Source organism: Dictyobacter formicarum, from assembly GCF_016587435.1.
Genome location: NZ_BNJJ01000024.1, coordinates 103,243 through 127,730, shown reverse-complemented (window position 1 = coordinate 127,730; position 24,488 = coordinate 103,243). Strand labels below are relative to the sequence as shown.

Annotated in this window: 22 protein-coding genes and 2 tRNA genes; 16 read left to right on the top strand and 8 right to left on the bottom strand. The window is 51.0% G+C overall.

Translation table 11 applies throughout. The features are described from left to right. Positions 1–87: 87 nt before the first annotated feature. Together JMI88_RS31800 and JMI88_RS31795 are read left to right on the top strand one after the other, a co-directional pair. Positions 88–894 carry an SDR family NAD(P)-dependent oxidoreductase gene (locus tag JMI88_RS31800; RefSeq protein WP_201366070.1) on the top strand — a complete coding sequence of 269 codons (807 nt, stop codon included), beginning with the start codon at positions 88–90 and terminating at the stop codon, positions 892–894. A 57-nt stretch (positions 895–951) separates the two neighbouring features. Further along, a complete protein-coding gene (locus JMI88_RS31795; RefSeq protein WP_201366069.1) occupies positions 952–1,878 on the top strand; it encodes an alpha/beta hydrolase in 927 nt (308 codons plus the stop codon). A gap of 27 nt (positions 1,879–1,905) precedes the next feature. Here the strand turns inward: JMI88_RS31795 and JMI88_RS31790 are convergent, their stop codons facing one another. Both JMI88_RS31790 and trhO read right to left on the bottom strand, forming a co-directional pair. Next, positions 1,906–2,556, bottom strand: coding sequence for a hypothetical protein (locus tag JMI88_RS31790; protein WP_201366068.1), 651 nt, complete (start codon positions 2,554–2,556; stop codon positions 1,906–1,908). A gap of 566 nt (positions 2,557–3,122) precedes the next feature. Continuing rightward, positions 3,123–3,992, bottom strand: a complete 870-nt coding sequence (trhO, locus tag JMI88_RS31785; protein ID WP_201366067.1) for an oxygen-dependent tRNA uridine(34) hydroxylase TrhO — start codon at positions 3,990–3,992, stop codon at positions 3,123–3,125. Here trhO and JMI88_RS31780 point away from each other — a divergent pair. From JMI88_RS31780 to JMI88_RS31720, 13 genes are all read left to right on the top strand, one after another. Then, positions 3,991–4,170, top strand: a complete 180-nt coding sequence (locus JMI88_RS31780) for a hypothetical protein (protein WP_201366066.1) — start codon at positions 3,991–3,993, stop codon at positions 4,168–4,170. The genes trhO and JMI88_RS31780 overlap by 2 nt on opposite strands. Before the next feature lie 28 nt (positions 4,171–4,198). Next, positions 4,199–5,161, top strand: a complete 963-nt coding sequence (locus JMI88_RS31775) for a cobalamin-binding protein (RefSeq protein WP_201366065.1) — start codon at positions 4,199–4,201, stop codon at positions 5,159–5,161. A 178-nt stretch (positions 5,162–5,339) separates the two neighbouring features. Further along, positions 5,340–6,092, top strand: coding sequence for a CAP domain-containing protein (locus tag JMI88_RS31770; RefSeq protein ID WP_201366064.1), 753 nt, complete (start codon positions 5,340–5,342; stop codon positions 6,090–6,092). 311 nt (positions 6,093–6,403) lie between these two features. Continuing rightward, positions 6,404–7,369, top strand: a complete 966-nt coding sequence (locus JMI88_RS31765; protein WP_201366063.1) for an NAD(P)H-dependent flavin oxidoreductase — start codon at positions 6,404–6,406, stop codon at positions 7,367–7,369. A gap of 1,005 nt (positions 7,370–8,374) precedes the next feature. Beyond that, positions 8,375–8,446, top strand: a tRNA-Val gene (locus tag JMI88_RS31760). Positions 8,447–8,624: 178 nt separating this feature from the next. Continuing rightward, positions 8,625–8,697 (top strand) — tRNA-Glu (locus JMI88_RS31755). A gap of 162 nt (positions 8,698–8,859) precedes the next feature. Continuing rightward, complete coding sequence (locus JMI88_RS31750; RefSeq protein WP_201366062.1) at positions 8,860–10,881, top strand: hypothetical protein; 2,022 nt, start codon at positions 8,860–8,862, stop codon at positions 10,879–10,881. Between the two features lie 45 nt (positions 10,882–10,926). After that, a complete protein-coding gene (locus JMI88_RS31745) occupies positions 10,927–11,934 on the top strand; it encodes an ATP-binding protein (RefSeq protein WP_201366061.1) in 1,008 nt (335 codons plus the stop codon). Further along, the gene (locus JMI88_RS31740; protein WP_201366060.1) at positions 11,931–13,049 is read left to right on the top strand and encodes a vWA domain-containing protein; all 1,119 of its coding nucleotides are present in this window, start codon (positions 11,931–11,933) and stop codon (positions 13,047–13,049) included. The genes JMI88_RS31745 and JMI88_RS31740 overlap by 4 nt, the downstream gene beginning before the upstream one ends. Before the next feature lie 179 nt (positions 13,050–13,228). Further along, a complete protein-coding gene (locus tag JMI88_RS31735; protein WP_201366059.1) occupies positions 13,229–14,104 on the top strand; it encodes an alpha/beta hydrolase in 876 nt (291 codons plus the stop codon). A gap of 257 nt (positions 14,105–14,361) precedes the next feature. Then, positions 14,362–15,396 (top strand): LacI family DNA-binding transcriptional regulator, encoded by a 1,035-nt coding sequence (locus JMI88_RS31730; protein ID WP_201366058.1) that lies wholly within the window; start codon positions 14,362–14,364, stop codon positions 15,394–15,396. Positions 15,397–15,424: 28 nt separating this feature from the next. Next, a complete protein-coding gene (add, locus tag JMI88_RS31725; RefSeq protein WP_201366057.1) occupies positions 15,425–16,420 on the top strand; it encodes an adenosine deaminase in 996 nt (331 codons plus the stop codon). A 129-nt stretch (positions 16,421–16,549) separates the two neighbouring features. Beyond that, positions 16,550–16,903, top strand: coding sequence for a cupin domain-containing protein (locus tag JMI88_RS31720; RefSeq protein WP_201366056.1), 354 nt, complete (start codon positions 16,550–16,552; stop codon positions 16,901–16,903). Positions 16,904–16,999: 96 nt separating this feature from the next. Here JMI88_RS31720 and JMI88_RS31715 read toward each other — a convergent pair whose 3' ends face one another. Further along, positions 17,000–17,293, bottom strand: coding sequence for a GNAT family N-acetyltransferase (locus tag JMI88_RS31715; RefSeq protein WP_201366055.1), 294 nt, complete (start codon positions 17,291–17,293; stop codon positions 17,000–17,002). A 499-nt stretch (positions 17,294–17,792) separates the two neighbouring features. Here JMI88_RS31715 and JMI88_RS31710 point away from each other — a divergent pair, with 499 nt between their 5' ends. Continuing rightward, entirely contained in the window at positions 17,793–19,460 is a 1,668-nt protein-coding gene (locus JMI88_RS31710) for a purine-cytosine permease family protein (protein WP_201366054.1), read from the top strand. A 63-nt stretch (positions 19,461–19,523) separates the two neighbouring features. Here the strand turns inward: JMI88_RS31710 and JMI88_RS31705 are convergent, their stop codons facing one another. The 5 genes from JMI88_RS31705 to JMI88_RS31685 all read right to left on the bottom strand — a co-directional run bounded on the left by JMI88_RS31705 (position 19,524) and on the right by JMI88_RS31685 (position 24,435). Then, positions 19,524–20,426, bottom strand: coding sequence for a carbohydrate ABC transporter permease (locus JMI88_RS31705; protein ID WP_201366053.1), 903 nt, complete (start codon positions 20,424–20,426; stop codon positions 19,524–19,526). A gap of 20 nt (positions 20,427–20,446) precedes the next feature. Continuing rightward, positions 20,447–21,364: a carbohydrate ABC transporter permease gene (locus JMI88_RS31700; protein WP_201366052.1), complete on the bottom strand. Its 918-nt coding sequence runs from the start codon at positions 21,362–21,364 to the stop codon at positions 20,447–20,449. A gap of 168 nt (positions 21,365–21,532) precedes the next feature. After that, positions 21,533–22,894 (bottom strand): ABC transporter substrate-binding protein, encoded by a 1,362-nt coding sequence (locus JMI88_RS31695; RefSeq protein WP_201366051.1) that lies wholly within the window; start codon positions 22,892–22,894, stop codon positions 21,533–21,535. 74 nt (positions 22,895–22,968) lie between these two features. Further along, positions 22,969–23,325, bottom strand: a complete 357-nt coding sequence (locus JMI88_RS31690) for a Rieske (2Fe-2S) protein (protein WP_201366050.1) — start codon at positions 23,323–23,325, stop codon at positions 22,969–22,971. An 18-nt stretch (positions 23,326–23,343) separates the two neighbouring features. Next, positions 23,344–24,435, bottom strand: coding sequence for an amidohydrolase family protein (locus JMI88_RS31685; protein ID WP_201366049.1), 1,092 nt, complete (start codon positions 24,433–24,435; stop codon positions 23,344–23,346). Positions 24,436–24,488 lie beyond the last annotated feature (53 nt).

The window sequence follows — 24,488 nt, the reverse complement described above, 5'->3', positions numbered from 1 at the left end:
TGCATAAATCGCCCACGAAAGGAGCACCCTGGCCTATCGAGACATGTTTTTTTATTTTAAGCAATGATGCTCAGGAGTTGTGTAGCTATGAAAATTCAGCCTGGAAATGTTGCCGTGATTACTGGCGCGGGTAGCGGTATTGGACGAGCGCTGGCCCTCAATCTCGACTCTAAAGGGTGTACACTGGCTCTGGCGGATATTAATGCTAAAGGACTGGGGGAGACCGCTGGCATGATCTCCGCTACGTGTTCTACCCACGTGCTGGATGTGGCGGACAATGATGCCGTGCAGGACTTCGCGGCCGCTGTCATTGAGCAGCATGGAAAGGTTGATATTTTAATCAACAACGCGGGCGTTGCCCTGGGTGGAACGGTCGAGCAGGTCTCGGTTGAACAGATCACCTGGCTCTTCAATATTAATTTCTGGGGCATGGTGTATGGAGTCAAGGCCTTTTTGCCGGTGTTGAAGCAGCAGCCAGAGGCGCATATTGTCAACCTCTCTAGCGTTTTTGGCCTGTTTGCCGTCCCGGGACAGGCCGCTTACTGCGCCAGCAAATTTGCTGTGCGCGGTTTTACCGAAACGTTGCGCCAGGAACTAGCGCGCACCGCGATCAAGGTCAGCTGCGTTCATCCCGGCGGCATCAAGACGAATATCGCGCGCAATGCTCGCTTTGAAGCCATGTCGGAGAAAGAGCAGCAACAAGGACGGGCCTATTTCGAGCGTGTGCTCACTATGCCACCGGAGCGTGCCGCCGACATTATTGTGCGTGGTATCGAGCGCAATGCACCACGCATCCTCATCGGGCGAGAAGCTTATATCATGGATATCACCCAGCGATTCTCGCCTATAAACTATCCAGCGCTCATCAAACTGTTCAATCGGCTGATGCCTTAAAAGAGCTGTTATTGCAAATTAAATGAATGCAAACATTGCAAGCAAGGAGGCTATTCTATGTCGAGCTGGCAGGCACAGCTGATCACGTTGCTGTTGAAGCAAAATGTCAAGCGTCACTTTCGCAGGCCGGTAGAAGTGGCTCAATTTCGCCGACGCCTGAATGCGCATCAGCGCGTAGCTGTGCCTGCGGGCTGGCAGCTACGAATTGTCGAGCAGCGTGCCGGATTTCGTGATGAGTGGATCGAGCCGCTTCAAAGTTCCCAACCTGATCCACTGCTCCTCTATTTACATGGCGGCGGCTATATTGCCTGCTCGCCTCGCACCCATCGATCTTTGACCGTCGCCCTGGCGGTGCAGGCAGGCATGCGCTGTCTCAGCTTAGATTATCCCCTGGCACCTGAGCATCCGTTTCCGGCCGCCCTGGAAACGATCATTGCCGTTTATCAACAACTCATCGATGCTGGTGAATTACCTGCCCGCATCGTGCTGGCGGGGGACTCGGCCGGTGGAGGATTGGCCCTGGCAACGCTGCTTAAATTGCGAGAACTGGGATTGCCATTGCCGGCCGGGGCGGCCCTCTTTTCGCCCTTGACCGATCTGGCGGCGACCGGCGCCTCCTTGCAAACCAATGAAAAAAGCGACGCCTTCTTTTTTGCTCGCATGATTCCCGATGCGGCGCGTTTTTATCTGGCCGCCAAATTTGAGGCCACCCATCCTCTGGCTTCACCCCTGTATGCTAACCTGACTGGCCTGCCACCGTTCCTGGTGCACGTCAGCGATAGCGAGCTACTGCGCGATGACTCCTTACGGTTGATTGATCGCGCGCGCCAGCAGGGAGTCAGCGTCGAAAGCCAGATCTGGCGCAACCTTCCCCACGTCTGGCAAATCTTTACGCCATTTATGCCCGAAGCGCGAGCCTCAATCGCCCGAAGCGCCACCTTCCTGCAATCCTGCGTCGCGGATATGCCGGTTGCCAGCTCGTGACCATAAATTTAAGCGCGTCGTGTTTTTTTAGCTTTCCGCACGGGTAGGTTTTCCGCGTTGGGCAAGGTATTGGTCGAAATCGTCCAGGGTGCGCACCCCATGCTGTAAAACTGCGTCATAGATATCGGTGCTGGCTACCGTGTTGCGATAGGCAGGAAGTTGATACCAGACATCCTTAATGCGTAGGATGAGCAGGCGCGTTTCCGGCGTCAACTGTCGTTCAAGCGCATCCTGAACAGGCTCAGGACGGATGCCCGGATCAAGCCAGAAAGAAATATCCAGTTTCCATTCGACAGGCTCATGATATTGATAAAAGACCATAAAGAAATAGCGCTCGCCCAGGTCATCAACCTTAAAATGCCCGCTTTGATGCAAGTAGCGCACCTGTTTGACATAAGGATGTGACAATAGCGGTTGCATAATGGTAAAGGCACGTTCAGCGCTTAATCCGGGGCTGGAAACCTGCAGGTCGATATCACGCCAGACCATCAACCCCAGAGTGGTGCTGCCAGTTTGCCTGACAGGTCCTGCCTGAGAGAGCATGTCAACGACTTTCAATTCGTCCAGCACATGCTGTGCTTCCGCTTGCAAGCGGCCCTGACGTTGTAGTAGCTGCTCATCATATTCAGATAATTGTATGTCCCAGCCACTCGCGGAGAGCATATCATCTTTTGGCATTGGTATTGCTCCTATTGTTTTCACATTGTCTAAAAAACATAACATATCCTTCATAGGCATCACGCAATTATAACAGCATATGCAAGGATAATAAATTTCTTGGCCTGATCAGAGAGAAATTGGCGATAACGTTTCATCAGACACATTCTGAAAAGATAAACGCTATTTTGAGCAAATCTTCAGGATTTCTTGAGATTGTACGGCTATAGTTACGTACAGGAGCGTACGTACAACGTAATGTGGAGGACCCTTTATCCGCGCCCTTCTGCGCGCGGAACGATTAAAGCAGTCCCAGGAAAAAATGACTGAGTTAACGCAAGAAACTGCGGCAGCGGAAGATCCCGAAGCATAGCAACTTTATGGAAAGGGCACTTGCTTATGCAGCACATATATAGAATTTCGAACGTGCCTGGCATATCATTATTATTATTGTTTCTCGAGCATGAAGGACATAAGCGCCCGCAAGGGGCGCACCTACGACTTCGTTTTTCTTGTTGCTTTCTCTTCAGAGAGATCTGGTTACCCTGGATGAGAAGAGGAGAATGTCTGCGGTATCTTTCCGGTGGCTAAGCGCGGCAGCCCTGAGGACACGTGAATGCTGTGTAACTAGTCTGGCAGTCTTCACAACAAATGAGGTGGCGATGGCAGGCATCATTGGTGCAATTGACATAGTGCTCTGAAGGTTTCTTGCATACGACACATTGGCCAACTACTTTATGTTCTGCCTCATCTGTATGAAATCCCATCAGGATACGGTTGTCAAACACATATAATTTGCCTTTGAAATGCTGATTGGGATATTTCTCCATATAGGTCACAATACCATCTTGCAGCTGATAGACATCCTGTAACCCATTGTTCATTAAAAAACCGGTTGCCTTTTCACAGCGCACTCCTCCAGTGCAGACTGTGACCATCGGAGCATCCGTCAGTTTCTGGAGTTCTGGTAGCACCTTAGGCAGGTCGCGAAAGTTTTCCATGGGAGGTAGGATCGCATTGTCGAAGTGACCACTTTTATGTTCGTAGTCATTACGCATATCGACCAGATAGAATTTCTTCCCACTTTCATACCACTCATGCAGCTCATCGGCGGTTAAATATTTGCCGGTTTGTTGACTGGGATTGACACCCCAGTGTGCCACACTATCACTGATAATATCTTTGCGCACTTTCACCGATAAGTTTGGCAGGGCTTTCCCTGTGCCCTCGCTGATTTTATAAGTAATTTCGCTGAAAGCAGGATATTCTTTCATTGCCCGCATATATTGGCGGGTTGCGGTCACGGTCCCCTCAACGGTCCCGTTGATCCCTTCATGGGCAACGATAATGCGCCCTTTCAGCCCCAGCAACTGACAGAGCGTTTTCTGCCACAGCTTTACAGCCTGGGGATCGGCGACCTCGATATATTTATAATACAGAAGAATTTGATAGCTCATGTTAATAGTATATCCAAAAACCACCTGCTTTGGCTGGAAAAATGGTACCAATAATCTGGGAACCTCGACCAGTTATCCCTGGATCAATAAAACGAATAGTTTGTGGATGTTGCATCTTGTCTTTGATGAGAGGTTGGCATACACTGCAGTGAGTAGTAGCGCGTGTATCGACGGTTAAAGGGATTCTTGAGGAAAGGGATAGAGCGATGCGGATAGTTTCTTTGTTAGCTGGTGCCACTGAAATGATCGCGGAACTGGGATGTCTGGATCAACTGGTTGGGTGTTCGCATGAATGTGATTATCCGCCACAGGTTCAAAATTTACCGGTTGTGAGTAGCACCCTCATTGATACAAATACAAGCAGCGCGGAGATAGATGTCCAGGTCAAAAGGATTGCCCACGAACGCGAAAGCTCGAGTGAAAATGCGTTGCGGGCCTTAAGTGTCTATACAATTGATGCTCAAAAATTGCAGGAACTGCAGCCAGATATTATTTTTACGCAAACGCAGTGTGATGTCTGTGCCGTCAGTCAGGAAGATGTTGAGCGAGCCTTACAACAGAGTATTGGACTTACCCCAAAGATTATCGCGCTGGCTCCTTACAGCCTGGAGGATATCTGGAAAGATATGTTGCGCATTGGCAAAGCTCTTAAGCAGGAACAACGGGCCGAGCAGGTGGTTGCCAGGTATCAACAGCGCCTGGCCCAACTCAAAGAGCGCACTCAATGGTTAGTGGAACAACAAGGCGGTCGCAAGCCTCGTGTAGCCGTGCTGGAGTGGCTGGATCCCTTGATGGCTGCGGGCAACTGGACTCCAGAACTGGTGGAATATGCTGGTGGAGAAAGTTTGTTTGGCGTCATTGGCACACACTCACCCTGGTTGGACTGGGAAGAGTTGCAGCGAACTGATCCGGATATTATTATCCTTAGTCCCTGTGGTTATACGTTGGAACGCACCGAGCAGGACATCTCACTATTACAAAGGCAGCATGGCTGGTCTGCTTTGAAGGCAGTTAAGCAGGGCTGTGTTTATGCAATTGATGGCAACTCTTATATCAATCGTTCGGGTCCCCGGCTCGTCGAATCGGCTGAATTATTAGCGCGCGCCATATGGGGGCCACAACTGGGAATCCCGGTAATTGAAGAAGGCTACAGACATATTGTTGAGTAAAATCAGTTAAAATTCAGCACATTTAAACTGATTTTATAATAGTAAAGTACCAATTATTGTACACATGGACGCCTATTCCGGTATCCTTAAATTAAAGGATAGATAGTGCCATATACCTGGTAGTAATAGAACTGCGTCATTTGTGGCGGGGTTGTCATTTGTGGAAGGATTGTATTGCGTGATAAAAAAATCACAAAACTTGAAATGGATCATTAGTGCAGCTCTTTTTCTGGTCCTGCTGACAGCATGTAGTAATGCTACAACGTCAGGCTCTGTGCAAGGGACGGGAAACTCTAGCACCACTGCACATTCCAAGCATACAGGCAATAATAGATCTAGCCGGCACGGGACCATGGCTGCTTCGGTAGGCGTTGCTCTGGCGCCAAAGCCCACACCACAACCAACGGCAGCGGAAAAAAGGGCAGTGCCTCAAGCGACGCAGCCTCCCGCGATACCTACTACCCCACCTGTGCAGCCAGCCCAGCGGCCTGTTCAGTCAGGTGGCAGCAATAACATTCCCGCTGCCGCGCAGGCAGTATTCAACCTGATCAACCAGGAGCGGGCAGGAGCTGGATTGGCGCCGCTGACCTGGAGCCCTCAGCTAGTACAGAGCGCCCATCAGCATAACCTGGCCATGGCAGCCGCTAATCAGCTGTCACACCAGTTGCCGGGCGAAGCTTATCTTGGTGACCGTGAGAAGCAGGCAGGCGTTAACTGGGTCGCTGCTGCTGAAAATATCGGCGTTAGTGATGGGGATGCCGCAACCAATGCAGCTGTGAGCTTGAATCAAGCTATGTTTGCTGAGCAGCCACCTAACGATGGACATCGCCTCAACATTCTCTCTACCAGTTGTACAATGGTAGGTGTCGATGTCGTTGTTGATAGCGTGCACAATCGTGTCTGGCTCACCGAGGATTTTGCCGCGGTATAAAAGCAAGCTCGTTTGGACGCAGGCCCAAACCTGAGCTTACAATGATATGTATCAAATGCGTGGAGGAATGAATAGCTTTTACTAGCAAAGCCATTCCTCCATGCATTTTAGCTTTGGGCAGGCCTGACTTCTGGACACTATCATTAAAATGCGCAAGAATTTGATCAATGAGCGCAAGAATTTGCTGCAGGCAGCGCTCAATGCAAGGTATAGTGTGAACAGAGGTCAGGCGCGGGTACTGCGTCCGCTATCGAGGCAGAAACTGATACAAGTCGGAATAACTACAAGCACACCTGATGAGGGAGGGGAGTATGTTGCGTACACATCTCACAACCGCCTGGAAGTTGCGCTATCCAATTATTGGGGCTCCGATGGCCTATGTTGGACGAGGTCGTTTAGCACATGCGGTCTCACAAGCTGGCGGGCTGGGAATGATTGGCATTGGGAGCAATGAACCAGTGGAGTTCTTTGAGCGTGAGGCAGCCATCGCTCGTGGCGCCGATCAACAGCCTTTTGGCTTTGGCTTAATGGCCTGGGCCATTGAGAAACGACCTGAAATGTTGCAGGCCGCCATCCAGGCGCGGCCATTTCTTATATCAATCTCGTTTGGTTCGCCCGAGCCTTATGTCGAGCTGATTCATCAGCATGGTATCTACCTGGCCACCCAGGTACACTCGCGAGAGGAAGCTATCCAGGCCGAGCGCATAGGCGTTGACCTGGTCGCTGCGCAGGGAACCGAGGCTGGTGGCCATACCGGAGAGGTAGGGACGTTACCTCTGCTGCAAGCTGTGTTGGACGCGGTTCAAGTACCGGTAGTGGCTGCCGGAGGTATTGCAACCGCTCGTGGGGTGGTTGCCGCACTGGCCGCCGGGGCAGCCGGCGTCTGGGTTGGTACCTGTCTACTGGCATCGCCCGAATGTGAGAACACAGAGCAAGCCCGCGCGCGCATCATTCAGTCTCAGGAAACTGATACCGTACTGACGCGCGTCTTTGACGTTGCCCAGGGATTGAGCTGGCCTCCCCAATACGCAGGACGAGCTTTGCGCAACCACTATACCGACCAGTGGCATGCGAATGTAGAAGCGCTGGCCATCAATGACCAGGCGCGCCAGGAATTGGCGCAGGCGATCAAAGAGAAAGATTACGATCGGGCCCATATTTATGCGGGAGAGGCCGTGGGACTGGTGAAGCAGCAGCAAGCGGCCGCCACCATAATTCAACAATTAGGCAACGGCGCTGAACAACTACTCCAAGAACGCTATCGAGCATTGCTCTAAAAGCGATATGTCACCTCAACATATTTAAACGCCAGCAAGATAAAGACCACCATGGTCAGAAAAACAAAGAAGCCCGACAGTACATTTACTGTCTTATACAAAATACCGGGGACATAATAGATAGATGTACCAATGTCGGCGAACACCACAGCCCAGCAGAGCTAGGGACCAAGCTGTCCCCTTTTTTCTTTCTGTTCACCCGAGGCAGTAGAAGAAGATGATTGCTGCGGCATAGACAACCGAGCTCCTTTTAATTGTAGATTTTTGGCAGCTAAAAAGAAGTATTTATGTTGGATAACAGGCGTAATTTGACCTATCTGTAGTACGGACCAAATGCTGAGTTCGCTTCGAGGCCAGCAGAGAGATACAACGCTCCCGTAAGGCCGAAATGATAAAGCTCTATTTTTGATAACTATTTTTTATCCTGCTGGTCGATCTAAAAAAAGATGTTTAACAAACATAATTCTGATTCTATAGTTGACAAGGAGCATTTCAACCTCTTATAGTACGCTCATCGGTTTAGCCGATCGATGTGAATGTAACTTAAATAATAGAGGGCCGGTCTGCAAAACCGGAAGTGCAGGCGTAAATCCTGCTGTTCATAACGTAAGAGGGGTGTGGTGCAGCGTCAGCATGATATTCTGCAAAATATAGACATCAGGTTCAACTCCTGATCGCCTCTCATCAAATAATCTTTTCCGTATCTATTGACATAAAATCCCGCTTTTACTATAGTAAAAATCATCGGCTTAGCCGATCGATTTAGATGTAGCTTAGTGGTAGAGCACTGGACTCATAAGCCAGCACGGACGCAGGTTCGATTCCTACCATCTGGATCGTCAAGAGGGGTGTGGTGCAGCGTCAGCATGATATTCCGCAGAATATAGACATCAGGTTCAATTCCTGATCGCCTCTCTCCATTCATGCTTTTTTCGTTTAATGGTCCTTATGTTGACATGGAAAGCCTTCAGACTTATAGTAATCACATCGGTTTTACCGATCGATGTGGATGTGGCTCAAAGGTAGAGCGTTTGCTTTACACGCAAAAGATTGTAGGTTCGAGTCCTGCCGTTTATATCGTCAAGAGGGGTGTGGTGCAGCGTTAGCATAGTACGGATACAAGTACAGACATCAGGTTCAACTCCTGGTCGCCTCTCTCCCTTGCCGTGGAATCTATTGAATCGCATGTGTGCTGCTATGTTGACAGGAATTCCCCACTATACTATAGTAAAGCCCATCGGCATAGCCGATCGATATGAATATGGTGTAGGTGGCTAGCACCCCGGCCCCTCAAGCCGGAAGCGCAGGTTCAACTCCTGCTGTTTATATCGTCAAGAGGGGTGTGGTGCAGCGCCAGCATGATATTCTGCAAAATATAGACGTCGGGTTCAACTCCTGGCCGCCTCTTGCTGTTTGTCAGGTTGTTTGCTGAATTAATTCTGTTCCTGCTGATATTTTGTACGTGACAGCAGTAGAGAGATGAATCGAAAATGATCAATGAAGAGCCACCGTCATCCTTTGCTGTTGAAGCTGCCAGTATGGATACAGATCCGACGCGCCTGGCTGATTTAGTCCGCTATCCGATCCTTGCACCCATTGTGGCTGAAAATCCCTCTGTGAACCTTGATACATTAACACATCTCTACAAATTAAATATACCTGAAGTCAGGCGAGGTTTAGCGCGCAATCCGAGCGTGCCAATGGATCTCTTATTTCTGCTGGCCCGCGAGTACCCGGCCGATTTTCTACAAAATCCTCTGCTGCCAATGCTCAATCTGGCGCAGCCAGATTTCGCTAAAAAAATCCCCGCTCTTGCCTGGGCAGGATTATTGCGCTGCGAAAATATCCCGCCACTGTGGTTTAAATTGATCAAGGCAGATTATCGTTTTCAGCGCTATAATCTCAAGACCTGGGAAAGCATGCAGATGCATGTTACGCTGGGCGGTGAGGCGCCAACTGATTGGCGTCAGATTGTTGCCACTGCATTAAAGAAATACCAGCAAAAACTGGTGGACGAGTTGTTATTGTCGAGCGATGTGGAGTTTTCTCTTCTGCTGCTTTTTGTTATGCTGTTTCCTCAAGTAGCTCCCATGCTGAGAGAGCGCTGGGCGCGCTATACCGCTGCAAGCATGGATATTAGAGACAAAATACTACCAGTCTTAGCTGCTGGCATTCCGATTGGCACAGGTGGTTTGAAGGTGCTGACACGTACTGATGATGTGAACTTACAGATAGCCGTAGCTCGCCATGCGCTGACGCCAGCAAGGATACTTGCTCATTTCACCACGCATGGGCGTCCAGCAGTGAGGCGGGCCGTAGCTGGCAATCCACACACATCTGCAAAAGATATCTTGACGCTGACCGGCGATGCGGATGCGACAGTGCGTCAGCGGGCCGTGAGCCATCATACGCTGAGTTCACAGAACCTGACCTATCTACGGTACGACGATGATGCGTCTGTCAGGGCTGCCATTGCCACACGTCATGGACTTGATGATGCCTTTTACGCGGAACTTGCCAGGGATGCCGCATCAAAGGTTAGGAAGGCGCTGGCGCGCAATGTGCAAATCCCCCAGGATGTGTTGTGCTCATTGGCTGTAGATAGCGAGTCTGAGGTGAGATCCGCCGCCGCCAGCAATCCCCGCCTTCCCCTGGACCTGGTGGAGGCGCTGGCGCGGGATGAGGCGGAGGTCGTACGGGCGAGTATAGGAGATAGCGCCAGGCTTACGGCGGATGTTGCCGGGCAGCTGCTACAAGATCAATCGATCAAGGTCCGCAATGCCCTGGCCGCCAATCCGCGTACACCATCTGCCGTACTGGATGTGTTGTTGCAGACGGGTGAAATGGAGATCTGGCAGGGTCTGGCTCGTCAGCCCCATCTGGAGCCCGCGCAACTGGTCTATCTGGCGAAGCATGGGGATCTACAGGTACGCAGCGCGGTGGCCGCTCATAAACGAACGCCGATTGAGATGCTGGAACAGCTTGCGCGGGAAGATAGAAAAGAGATCTGGCAGGCCCTGGCCAGCAATCCACATACGCCACTGACAATTCTGAAGTGCGCGATTGAAACTGAAGATTATGAAATCTGGTTCAGGGTTATGAATCATCCAGCGATGATGCGGTGTCGAAGGCAGCCGTTTCTGGAACTGCTACGGAAAAAGATGCGAACGCTGATCATCAACGATGAACTTCCCGCCTGGTTTCGTAAAGCCGTGTGGCAGTATTATCCGTCTCTGCCAGCTGCGATTGTAGAGACCTTTGCCATTTCGTTGTGCTGGGAAGAGCGCTACCTGGTCACCCGTTATCCATATGTGACGCCCACTACTCTGGAAGCACTGGCCCATGATGGCAATCAATATGTTCGCGCCGCCGCCCGGGCGGTTCAGCAGCAGCCTCTAGATGCTGTAAAAAACAATGAGAAACGCCGTCCGGATGTTGCTGATCCCACCGTTACAACGCGCCCATCGAAATGGTTCAGCTTCTGGAAAAGGCGGCAGCGCCCATCCAAATGAGAGGCGCGCTAGAGAAATATATCGATAGAAAAGAGATAGTGACATATGACACCGGAGGCACTGGAGCAATTTCTTAACAAGCTGGTACGCCATCGTTTGATGTATAGCACCATGATCTGGGGGCCGCCCGGAATCGGTAAATCCAGTGTGGTTGCTCAGGTAGCGCAAGAGCATGGCATGGAAATGATTGACCTGCGCCTCTCCCAACTGGCCCCGACCGATCTCCGTGGTCTACCGGTAGCCGATAAAGGTATCTCGCGCTGGTATCCACCCGAATTTCTACCCCGAGAGGGCAAGGGCATCCTCTTTTTAGACGAGCTCAATCTAGCACCGCCAGCCATGCAAGGAATGGCCCAACAACTGGTGCTTGATCGCCGCGTGGGCTCTTATGTTGTCCCCGATAGATGGTTTGTGTGGGCGGCGGGCAATCGCAAAGAGGACCGGGCATCGGTCTTTGATATGCCGGCGCCACTGGCTAATCGCTTTATTCACCTGCATGCTGAGCCCAATTTTGACAGCTTTAAAAGCTACGCTTTAAAGCATAACATCCATGAGCACATTCTGGCCTTCTTATCCTTTCGACCAGCGCTGCTGCACAAATTAGATCCACAGCAGCCCGCCTGGCCATCGCCACGTTCCTGGATGATGGCCAATAAACTCTATATGCATGATATGAATATTTCCCATGTCGTCGGGGAGGGCGCGGCCGCCGAGCTGTCCGCTTTTATCAAGTTGTACAATCAATTGCCCGATGTCGAAAAGATTCTACAGGGTGATGGCGATAAGATCCATTTCCCAAAAGAGCCTTCCTTGCGCTATGCGATTTGTGTCGCGCTGGCTATGCGGGCCAAAACGCTGCAGGAGAGCCACCAGGCCTTTCAATGGATGGCTGCCACGGCCGGACATGAATGGATACAACTGTTTGCCACCGATCTCTTTCGCCAGGCCCAGGCGCGCAATGAGCTGGGTAAGTTGGTGGCACTGGTGCAGCGTGACCAACGCTTGCAACAGATGTTTACCGAATATATGGAGATGATGGGAGCCTCTTCATGAAGAAACAAGATGAATTTGAGCGTCAGGTTTCTGCTGCCATCATCCAACTGCGCCTGCGCTCACCATTTTTTGCCACGCTGGCCCTGTTTGCCTCCATCGAGGCTTCTGACACGATTGATACCGCAGCCACCAATGGGCGAGATGTCTTTATCAACAAGCATTTCTGGCAGCACTTAACGGCAGATGAACAACTGGGCGTCATGGCTCATGAAGTCTTGCATGCGGCCCTGCTCCATGTGCCGAGGCGTGGGACACGCGAACCATTAAGGTGGAATATTGCCGCGGATATAGTGGTCAATGGTATCATCATGGCCCAGGAAGGCTTTGTCCTACCAAAGGGTGTCATCAGGATGCAGCGGCTAGAGCACTTGAGCGTTGAGGAGATCTATCATCTCATAAAGCAGTATCCAGCTTTGCAACTGAAACATGCAGATTTGCTGGAAAGCGATGATAGTGCGCTCTTGCCCGGTGAATATGCTGTGCTTGAGCAATACTGGCGTGATGCCTTGCAGCAGGCCCAGGCGATCATGGAGATGTCAGGCCATGGCACGTTACCGGCAGGATTACGCCGCGAACTGGCGCACCTGCGTCCCGCCCAGCTTGACTGGCGCGCCTATTTATGGCGCTTCCTCGTGCAAACGCCGGTCGATTTCCAAAACTACGATCGGCGCTTTATCGGGCGGGGACTCTACCTGGATGCCCTGGCCGGCGAGTCCGTCAAAATCTATATCGCGGTTGACACCAGCGGTTCCCTTGGCACGGCTGAGATTACCCAATTTCTCAGCGAGATACAGAGTATCCTGGGAGCCTACCCACATCTAGAGGCGGTATTGTATTATGCCGACGCAGCTTGCTGCGGACCCTATCCATTGCTGCCGGGTGCCGCAATTCCTGATCCAAAGGGCGGTGGTGGCACTGATTTTCGACCGTTCTTTCAGCTTGTCGCCGCTGACGATCCTTCCCCCCATGCAGCGGTTTGCATCTATTTCACCGACGGCTATGGCACATTCCCTACTGAGAGTCCTGCTCCGCCAGTACTGTGGGTAATTTCTGCCGGTGGGATAGACATCAATAAAGTACCCTTTGGTGAGGCAGTACGCCTGATTCCCGACTGATTATTTCTATCTCAAAAGCATCTTCCGCGTTTTGCGTGTTGATCTGCTGTAAGAGTGTACCCCATCCAAATAGTCCGCAGCCTTCAGCCTCTTGACATCTCTGGTGTATGCTAGAAGGGCCAAAACAGGTGTGTTTCTCATGATGAGGAACACGAGCGATACAGAAGGAGATACCACTCATGCAACTGGCTCTACCTGGATGTCCATATTCATGCACACTCTTGCCCGCGCTTCAGTATGGAGAAGTTCCCGATGTGCCTCCCTGGGAAGCTCCGCTTTATCTGGACCTGCTCGTTCCTTCTCCTGTGCCTGACTCGCCGGTGCCCGCCATCATCTACATTCATGGAGGAGGATGGGCGGAAGGAGACAGAAGCAGCGGTTTTTACCCCTGGGTGAATCCTTTGCTGGCGGCGCATGGCTTTATTACCGTTAGCATCAGCTACCGCTTAAGTCGCTTCGCACCTTTCCCGGCCCAGATTCACGATGCAAAAGCGGCGGTGCGCTGGTTGCGTGCCCATGCGCAAGAGTACCATATCGATCCTGATCGTATCGGAGTATGGGGAGACTCGGCTGGAGGCCATCTTGCAGCTTTACTGGGAGTGACAGGTGACCTTCCCGATCTCGAAGGCAAATGCGGTTCACCAGCATACTCTAGTCGCGTACAGGCAGTGATTGCTCGTTGTGCTCCCTACGATTTCTTGAGTGCTGGCGGTGAGCTAATTAATGATGCCCCTTCGCCCGTGACGCAACTCTTTGGAGGCATGATCTCTGAACGCGAGGACCTCATGCGCCTTGCCAGCCCCTTTTACCATGTAGGTTCCGGTGTTCCGCCATTCCAGATCGTTCATGGCATCCTGGATGAAACTGTCCCCTTTGAGCAGGCCGAACGCTTTACCCGAGCCCTCAAAGATGCTGGAAACGAAGTCGAATTTACCCCCATTGAAAGTGCCTATCACAATTTGCGCCAGCAACAACTGCTGCCGTGGTCAGACACTCCCTGGGAAAAGCTAGGCATGCACGCACTCGCGTTTTTCCAGCAGCACCTGGGTCAGTAATACCCTCTCATCGATCCCCTGGAAATTTGCCACTATGAAATTTCCAGGGGGCCCAGAATCAAGTACAGAGAAATTTGAAAATGGAAAAAGCATGCACGTTTTTTTGTTTCCGAGACACATCACTTTTTTCTCTTCGAGCCGTTACGATACAATGTTGAAAAGCCTTATGTGGCGCTTCCACTTGCTTGACAGCAGTGGGTATTTCAGTTACAATGGTTGTGGTTATACGTATAATGCATTGGGCTTGAAGGAAATGTATGGGCGAAGAGTCAACCGATATAGGACAGCGTAGTGTGCCTACCAGCGTGGATGTGGCGCGACGAGCGGGTGTCTCGCAGGCGGCCGTCTCACTCGTGCTGGGCGGAAAGGCCGCCGGGCGCGTAGGGAAGAAAAGCCAGGAAGCGATCTTGAGCGCGGCCAGAGAGTTAGGCTACGCGCCTAATAGCGCGGCTCGTACGTTGCGTTCGGGTCGTTCACACGTCATTGCTCTGGTGGTGCCAGATGTTAACAATCCCTTTTTCGCGGCTGTTTTTGAGGGAGCGGAACGAGCGGCCAGAAAAGAAGGCTACTCGGTTATCTTGATTACTCTCAAAGATATTCAGGACTGGCAGCAACTCATCAATGAGGCTTTCACGACTTATGCGGTGGAGGGTTGGGTGCTATATACCATGCGCGTACCTACCGCGCCGCTGCAAGAACTGTTACGCGATAAAGCCATCCTCGTTGACGGTTTTACTGATGAGATGCCTTCACTATTGCTCGATATCCAGCATGGCATGTCAGACATGATGCAGCATCTTATCCAATTGGGGCATACACGCATCGCTCATCTGGCCGCCGCCCCCGATGATGAAACGTTTCGGCTGCGTCACCGCGTCTATCGAGAAACGCTACTGCAGCACAACATTCCGTATCGAGACGACTACCAGTTGCGGTCAGCCTTCACCCTGGAGGCATCCTATCAGGCAGCCTATCAGTTGCTCACGCTGGCGGATGCGCCTTCCGCCATTGTTTGTGACAGCGATATGCTGGCGGCAGGCGTCTATAAAGCGGCCTATGCGCTGCACCTCTCCATTCCACGCGACCTCTCGGTCACTGGCTTTGACGATAGCCTGGTCAGTCGTATTCTTGTGCCAGAACTGACTACGGTTGCTATTCCCACTGACACATTGGGAGAGCAGACGATCGCCCTGCTTCTCAGTGTACTGGAAAAGAAACAGACTCCCCATTTTGATCCTCTACTACTATCATTAGTAGTACGAGGCTCAACGGCAGCCATTGAAGATAAATAAAAATATTTATTGTAAGGAATGATTCAGGATGAATATCCAAGCCTATCCAAAAGTTGAACTTCACCAGCACCTGGATTGCTCATTGAGCTACCAGGTTGTACACGCCATTGATCCCACAATCACGGAAGAAACCTATCGCCATGAATTTGTCGGGCCCGCCAGATGCACAAATCTGGCTGATTTTCTGAAGCGTGCGCCCAGATGCATCGCGCTCATGCAGACTCCAGAACATTTGCGCATGGTCGTTGATGATGTGATGGACCAGCTAAAGCGCGACAATGTACTCTATGCGGAAATCCGCTTTGCTCCCTTGCTCCATACCCAACAAGGTATGTCGCCCGAAGAGGTTGTTGAGGTCGTAAACGCGGCGCTGACCAATGCTATCACCACCACAGGCGTGGAAGCGCGGCTTATTCTGTGTATCTTGCGCCACTTTCACGCTGAAGAAAGCATGCAAACCGTACACCTGGTCGAGCAGTTTCGTGGGACCAATGTTGTAGGACTGGATATCGCGGGCGACGAAGCGGGCTATCCACTGGACGAGCACATTGGCGCCTTTGAATACGCGATTGAGCAAGGCATTTTCCGTACGGCACATGCTGGCGAAGCTTTGGGAGCCGAGAGCGTCTGGGAAACTTTGCGATATCTGGAACCAACGCGCATCGGTCATGGTGCCAGAAGCATTGAGGATCCCACGCTGGTTGAAAAACTACGAGCAGAGCAGATCCACCTTGAGCTTTGTCCAGCCTCAAATCTCCAGACCAACATGTATGATACGTATGTCGACCATCCCATTAACCAGCTTTATCAACAGGGAGTGTCACTGAGTGTCAATACAGATAATCGAACGATTACCCCGGTAACGCTCAAGCAGGAATATGAGCATCTCCATCAGTATTTTCAGTGGGGCAAAGAACACTTTCTGCACTGCAACCTGCGCGCCTTGCAGGCCTCCTTCTTACCAGAGGAAACAAAGAGTCGCCTGATCGAACGCTTACGAACTATGTATGCTAACTGCGACTAAAGTGGCAAATTGACAATTATATAAACAGATGATGTTGTATTCGAGTCGCCTGGCATGGTAAGCTAGTTAAGCGGAAATCTGATTGCAGGTATAGTTTACTAGTCGCAAGCGAGGAAAATTATGGCCGAGATGCAAACAAAAAGCCTCAACACACCAGATGAAGTCAGGTCCTTGCCCAAAACCAAAGTGGAAGTGATTAATTTTGGTGAGCTCGCTCTTATGAAGCTGACATTTGAGCCTGGTTGGCGCTGGTCAGAGCACGTCAAGCCAACTGTTGGCACAAGCAGCTGCGAAGTGCCGCATTTTAACTATGGACTATCTGGTCGCCTGCATGTAAAGATGGATGATGGGACGGAAAGCGAAATCGGGCCAGGTGACGCACAACTATTGCCTCCGGGGCACGATGCCTGGGTCGTTGGCGACGAACCATATGTAGGCCTGGATTTTCAGGGTGGCCACATCTACGGAAAAGTTGTCCGCTAGCCACAAAGCGGGCGAAGAATGTAACCAAATCCTCTCCGCCCGCTCTTATCACAATAACAACGTTTTTGTTTTTCTTGTTGTGTGATTGGTGATTTTTTATTTGTTTAAATTGTCGACCAATGATTGATATTCGGGATGATGTTGGATATATTTTGCTACAAATGGACACGAAGGGACAACCGATAGGTGGGCGGCCCGCGCATCCTCAAGCGCGGCATGGGCTAAGATGCTTCCCAGACCATGATGCTCAAGTGCCGGAGGGACTCCCGTGTGCTGGTAAACGATGTGTTGCCCTTCGCGTTGATAGGTGAGTATCGCTACCTGATCATTGAGATGAATTTCATAACGGTGCTCCGCTGTGTTATTGATAACCTCAGGTTCATTGCTCATATTCTTTCCTCCTATAGAATGTTTACTGTTGAGAACATTGCATGCAAGAACTTCATTCCCCCAAAATGCTGTAGAGCTTAAAGTTGTCAGTGCAATGATGCAAGAGTGTTCTGTGTAATCACTGAGAGTATATTTTATTCGAGTATCTTGCGATATTTTTGTAATATTTGCCCAAACTAGGACTTGTGAAAGTGGTTTATTTGACAGTTGATTAAGGGATAAAGAATATACTACTCTTAATTTTAAACGATTATTGTGCAATATGCACTATTGGTTATTTCGATGGTGATGACGCGGCATTGTTGCTGAATTGTTTTTTTGTGATCATTGGCATTCTCGGCGTTATGAGAGTGGTAGGTCTCATGTGCTGTGGCCTTATATGTGGGAAAGGAAGGTTCTGTGTCCTGGCTTATCATTGCGAATTGTTTTGTTAGTACCGGACATGCGATTGAATGGAATATCTGGTAAGAGTTAGCTATTAAGGGAAGGAATGCAGGCAATGATCGAATCAATGACACCTGAACAAGAAAGTAACAAGCCGAAACGGCAATTCAACAATCTGGTGAATAATCCTGTAATGGAGGATTACTCACTGCGTTATGCGCCACAATCATTTCGTAAATGGAGTGAATATGCTGTTGCCACTTCTGCACTGGGAGGCATTGCGTATCTGGCCGATTTCGCCATTGGAGCCTCGATTTTTGTTACCTATGGTTTTGCCAGTGGGGTCTGGGCGGTAATCCTGGCTGCAGTAGTGATCTTTTTGACAGGTATTCCAATTGCTTATTACTCGGCTAAATACAACATTGACATGGACCTGCTGACGCGAGGAGCAGGCTTTGGATATCTGGGTTCCACCATTACCTCCATCATCTATGCGAGTTTTACCTTTATCTTTTTCGCCCTGGAAGGCTCAATCATGGCGCAGGGCATCAATGTCTACTTTGGCCTCCCGCTACCATGGGCATATCTCATTTGTTCTTTATTGATCATACCCCTGGTTGTGTTCGGCATGACCCTGCTTTCCAAATTGCAGGTCTGGACACAGCCCATCTGGTTAGTGCTATTGGTGGCTCCGTTTCTGGCAATTTTATTCAAGGATCCTGGTGCTTATGGAGCATGGACCCATTTCACTGGAAACGCTAAGGGTGGTGCTAGCGTAAACTTTCTCTCAATTGGTTTAGGGGCAGGAGTTGCCCTCTCATTGATCGCCCAGATTGGTGAGCAAGTAGACTATCTTAGATTCATGCCCGAAAAGACCGAGAAGAATAGTGGTAAGTGGTGGACTGCGGTTATCAGCGCTGGGCCGGGCTGGGTCATTCTGGGTGCACTCAAGCAGTTGGGTGGTGGTTTCCTGGCCTTTTATATCTTTGGAGCATTGGGGGCAACGCTGGCGGTAGAGCCCATTCAGCAACTGATCAAAGGTTTTGGCGTGCTGATTCCAGCACCCTTTATCGCTCTTACCATCGCGACCGTCTTTGTCTTTCTCTCCCAGGTTAAGATTAACGTCACCAATGCCTACTCAGGTTCTCTCTCCTGGTCTAATTTCTTCTCACGCATGCTGCATTGGCATCCGGGGCGCGTGGTCTGGCTCTTCTTAAATGTCGGTATCTCGCTGCTCCTGATGGAATTTGGTGTCTTTGGATTCTTGAATACCGTCCTGGGTTTTTACTCCAATGTCGCGATTGCCTGGATTGGAGCCGTGGTAGCTGACCTGGTCATTAACAAGCCTCTACTTAAGCTCAGTCCTTCATACATTGAATTTAAACGGGCTCATCTCTACACCATCAATCCTGTCGGCTTTGGGTCTATGTTTATCGCCTCAGTTCTTTCCATTATCGCCTTCTTTGGCGTACTGGGATCGACAGCGCAGGCCTTCTCGCCCTTTCTAGCTATCGTGCTCGCCTTTGTGCTTTCGCCCATTATTGCCATCCTCACCAAGGGTAAATACTATGTGGCTCGTCCGGATGCATTGGGGCATAGTGCTGAAGAGGGAGATACACATGCTCTGAACTGTGTAACCTGTACCGATGACTATGAAACGCCTGACATGACCTACTGCCCCTATCATGAAGGTGACATTTGCTCGCTCTGTTGCACCCTGGAAAAGAACTGCCACGACATGTGTAAAAAGCCAGGCGTCATCGAAGTGAGTATGCGTAAGTAGTTGAGCTTTATTGTTTAAAGATAACGCTGGCCGGAGTGCAATTGCACTCCGGCTTCTTTTAAACTAACCTTTGAGCGCGCCTGCCGTCAGGCCGGAGACTACACGCCGTTCAAGCAGCATAATTAAGACCACCAGTGGTATCACCGAAAGGATCGTAGCCGCCGAGAGAATGGCGAAATTGGTTGTAAACTCGGTCTGACTGACGGTTACGATGCCGACCGGCAGCGTATATGTTTTGGTGCTGGTATAGTTCAAAGCAAACAGATATTCATTCCAGTTGCCGACAAACACAATAATAGCGGTCGCAAATAAGCCGGGTATAGTCACTGGCAAAATGATTTGTATGAACGCTCGAAAGCGCGAAAGTCCATCCACGATAGCCGCCTCCTCAAGCTCGACCGGCACATCCTGGAAAAAAGCCATCAGGACCAGCACCGCCAGCGGCAAGCCAAAGACAGAGTATGGCAAAATCAAGCCCGGCAGCGTATTCAGCAGATGCAGACTATGCAAAATCTGGTAGATTGGAATGACCTGGACCAGTGGTGGAAAGAGCGAAAAGAAAAGGACCAGCAGCAGGATGATATTTTTCCAGCGAAAGCGTAGCCGTGCAAAGGCATAGGCTGCCAGAGTAGCCAGCACCATCGTGATCACCGTAGAAACGCTGGCCGTAATCACACTATTTACATAGTAGTGGCCGATCTCGCCCTGTAAAGCCTCCACATAGCTGGTGAGCGTAGGATGTGCTGGCAGCAACGTGGCCGGGACCGTCGTGGTCTCCTGTGACGTCATCAAAGATGTTGCCAATGCCCAGAGCATTGGAAAGAACTGGATCAGGAGGATGAGTGCGGAGATCACATAAATGATCGTACTGGTCAGAAAGAAAATAGGCCTGCGGCGCGGTTGTTTCGTCCTCACCGAACTGGGCTGCGCCTGGTGCTGGTGCTCTGCTTGAAGTGTCTGTGCCATATATAGAATCCTCTCAACTTTTAGCTTACACCGGGGCGATACAGGGTACGCAGGTAGACGATGATAAAGGCAAAGGTAATCAGCATCAGCACGATGGCGATATTCGAGCCATAGGGAAAGTCGCCGAACTGCTGAATTTGCAGATTGATGTAGAGCCCCAGGTTCTGGGTGGCGTTGCCGGGTGCGCCATTAGTAAAGGCGCTGATCAAATCAAATGACTGCAACGACTCGATTGTGCGCAGCACCAGCGTCACCACCAGGGTTGGGCGCACTAATGGCAGCGTTATGCGCCACAGCGCCTGCCAGGAGGACGCGCCATCCACACGGGCCGCTTCAATCGTTTCCTCTGGAATGGACTGTAGACCAGCCAGCACCAGCAGCGCTACCAGTGAATTTGCCTTCCAGATCGCCAGCACATAGATCAGCGTTACCGCCAGCGGGGCCGAGCCGAGCCAGTTGATCAGGTGCGCATGATCGATGATATGGAGTCGCAGCAAGAGGCTATTCACCAGGCCATACTGATCATTAAAGATATAGGCCCAGATGACCGAATTGGTGGCGGTCGGAATAGCCCACGGCAGCAGGATAGCCGTGCGCACCAACCAGCGACCACGAAATTTCATATTCGCGAACAGCGCCAGCGCCGTGCCAAGGATCATTTGCCCCGCCACTGTAATCAGGCTAAAGAGCAGAGAGAATTTCAGAGCATTCCAGAATTGTATGTCATGGGCCAGGCGTATATAGCCATCAAAACCAGCCAATGACATACCCAGGCCGAATGAGCCGCCTTTATGGAACGAATACCAGATAGTACTTACCGCAGGATAGACTCCCATAGCCAGCAGCGCGACCAGGACAGGAGTCAGCATAGCCCAGGCCAGTCGCTCCTCTCGACGTTCCAGAATACTTCTCTTAGTGCGTGAACGAACTACCGCCATATGCGTTGTAATCCTTTTTCTCTGTATGAACAGACGTGAAATCGAAGGGAACAGATCATCTCTTGAGGGATCAATCTCCCATTAGACCGCAGACAGAGGTTGGTAAGAGATAGATCAGCAAGGAGTCCCCGGGCATTGTTCAAGGTGAACAGCCCGGGCATCCCAATGTTAAGCCAGAGAAGCAATCTGAGATTGCACTCCATGCAGCGCATCTGCTGCCGACTGCTGATTGCTGAGAACACCATTGATGGCGGCCTGCAGTGGCGTCGTGAACTGGTTATAGGTTTTTAGTTGCGGCCGATTATGACCACCGTTCAAAATGGTGGCCAGATCTTTGAATTGTGGATGTTTGGACTGGAGCGCCGGATCACTGATCACATCGGGACGCGTCGAGACCAATCCGGCATTCTGGGCCATCGAGGTCTGTGTCTCTTTGCTAAGCATGAAGTCGATAAAGGCCCATGCCTCATCTTTATATTTAGAATTGGCATTGATGGCCAGCACCCAGCCGCCGGTGCAGCCCTGTCCCTTGCTGCCACTGAGGGAAAGTGTGGGCGCAATTCCCACCTTACCGGCCACCTTCGAATTCTTTGGATTATTCGCCAGCGTATACGCAAAGACCCAGTTGCGCATAAAAGGGGCCTGACCATTATTGAATAGGTTGAGAGCATCGTTCGGCGCATACGTATTGGTGCCAGTCGGGGACAGTTTTTTGCTGTAGATCAGATCGTGCATATATTGGAGTGCATCGATGCTGGTGGCGTCATCGACCTTCAGGCTACCTGGATTGCCAATGTTGCCACCGGCGCCCCAGAGGAACTCCAGCCACTCATCAACGATAGCCTCGATCTTTTTGCCCTGCATCACGTAGCCATATTGAACGCCGTTTGACTTCTCGCCAGCCAGAATTTTTGTCGCCATGGCTTCCATATCGGCCCTGGTCTGGGGCACCTGGCCACCATACTTTTTCACCAGGTCGGTGCGGTAGTAGAGCAATCCAATATCCAGGTAGCGTTGGATGCCGTAAATTTTGCCATCGATCTTAGCCACATTGCTTGCGCTGGGATAGAACTGCTTCAAATAATCGGCGGAGGCATAGCGATCGAGAGGCTCCAGCCAGCCAGAACTGGCGAACTGCGCTGGCCACGTCACATCAATATGGACAACGTCAGGTACTTCTGATTGGGCCCGGAACGCGCTCACGAATTTGCCGTATTGATCAGTCGAGACCGGAGGCAGCTGCTGATACTCAACCTTGATTTTACCCTTATGCAGATCATTGAAACGAGCAATTTCGGCTGCCTGCTCGCCGGTCTGATCATTCAGGGCCGCGTATTGGATCGTTACCGGGCCATTGGGCCTGGATGACGAAGATGCGTCTTCACCGCACGCTGCCAGGAGTGGACCGAGCATCGTGGCACCGACGCCCGCCTTCACTCCATTGCCGAGCAGCGTACGGCGTGTCAGCTTTTGCGTTGAAATAGAGTTTGCCGAATGAGCATTTATGGGCTGCTGAGGAATAAATCCCATAAAAAGATATCCACCTTTCCTTGCGCCAGGGCATTCTGGCTGCCAGAGAAATAATAAAGAAATGAAAGAGATGATTAAATCTCCAGATAGATTTCGTGATTATCGACCTTAATGGGGTAAGTGCGCACACGGAACTTATCTGGCTCGGTCAGGCAGGCGCCCGTTTTGACATCGAAGCCAAAGCCATGCCATGGGCAGCGAATAATCTCGCCCTTGCGCACAATGGCGAATTCCTCGCCCGGCTGCGTAGCCTCAGTCAGGCCCACCAGTGTGCCCTCGCCAAGAGGGCTACGCTGGTGGGGGCAGATACCATAGATGGCATAAAACTCATCATGCTCACTATGGACCACCACAACTGGAATATTTTTGACGGTATAGCTGCGTTTCTCACCACGCGGAACATCTGTTTCGTGGCAAACATGATACTGCATCTTCTCTGAAACTCCCTTCTAGTCCTCAAATCCAAAGAGCTCGCGCGCATTATCGTAGAAAATCTTCTGCCGTAAATCAGCAGGAAGGCCACGCGGCACAGACTCCTCAGGCGAATCGAAGTCCCAGTGGGGATAATCGGTGGCGAAGACCAGCAGCTTATCGGTTTCCAGCATCTCATGCAGGCGCAGCCAGTTTTCCACACTGGTATCCTCAGTTGGCTGCGTCGAGAATTTCACGCGCTCACGAATATATTTAGAGGGAAGTTGTTTGACCCAGGGTACCTCCAGATGGAGTGAGCGATAATTCTGGTCCATGCGCCAGAGCAGATGAGGCAGCCAGCTATAGCCGCTTTCCAGAACACAGAAGCGCAGCGTGGGGAACTTATCAAAGACACCATTGACGACCAGGCTGGTCAGGGTTGCCATGGCTCCCTGCGGCACATTGATGTGCCACTCGATATAATAGCGGCCCTTACCGAGAGCGCTTTCCACAGCTCCCGTGTGATGGAATGCCACCACCAGATTATGGCGGGCAGCCGCTTCAAAGATCGGATGATAGAAAGGATCGCCATAGGACCACTGTCCGATAGGCAGTAAGATCTGCACAAAGCGAGGATCGGGACCCAGACGATCGATCTCGCGGGCGGCTGCCTGGGGATCTTGAGGAGCCAGCTGAATACTGGCACAAAGGCGAGGATCTAGAGCCAGCCAATGATCAATCACAAAATTATTATAGGCATTGGCCAGCGCGGTCGCGAACTCAAACTGCATCGGCATTACCGCCGGCATAAATTGTCCAGTTAAGATAGCATGCTTGATTGGATAGAGGTCCAGCACCTGCTTACGCAGCAACTCATAGTTTGAGCCAGCCGGAGAGCCATCAGCGGGTTGAGAGTCGCCACGGTTCACACCATGGCTGGCCCAGTGTACATGAGGATTACCTGTGCCCTGCCAGGCACCATTGGTAATCAAACCGCGCCACGGCTCCTTCAAATATGGTACCAGGTCGGTCCATTTAGTAAACGTCTCATGTATGTCGGTATCGATAATTGGACCTGTGTACTTCGATCCACCAGTAGACTGACGGTTAGAGGTATCAGTTGTCGTCATTACTCGCATCCTTTCACTCAAAGTACCTTCACTCCTTTATTGTACCCCACAAC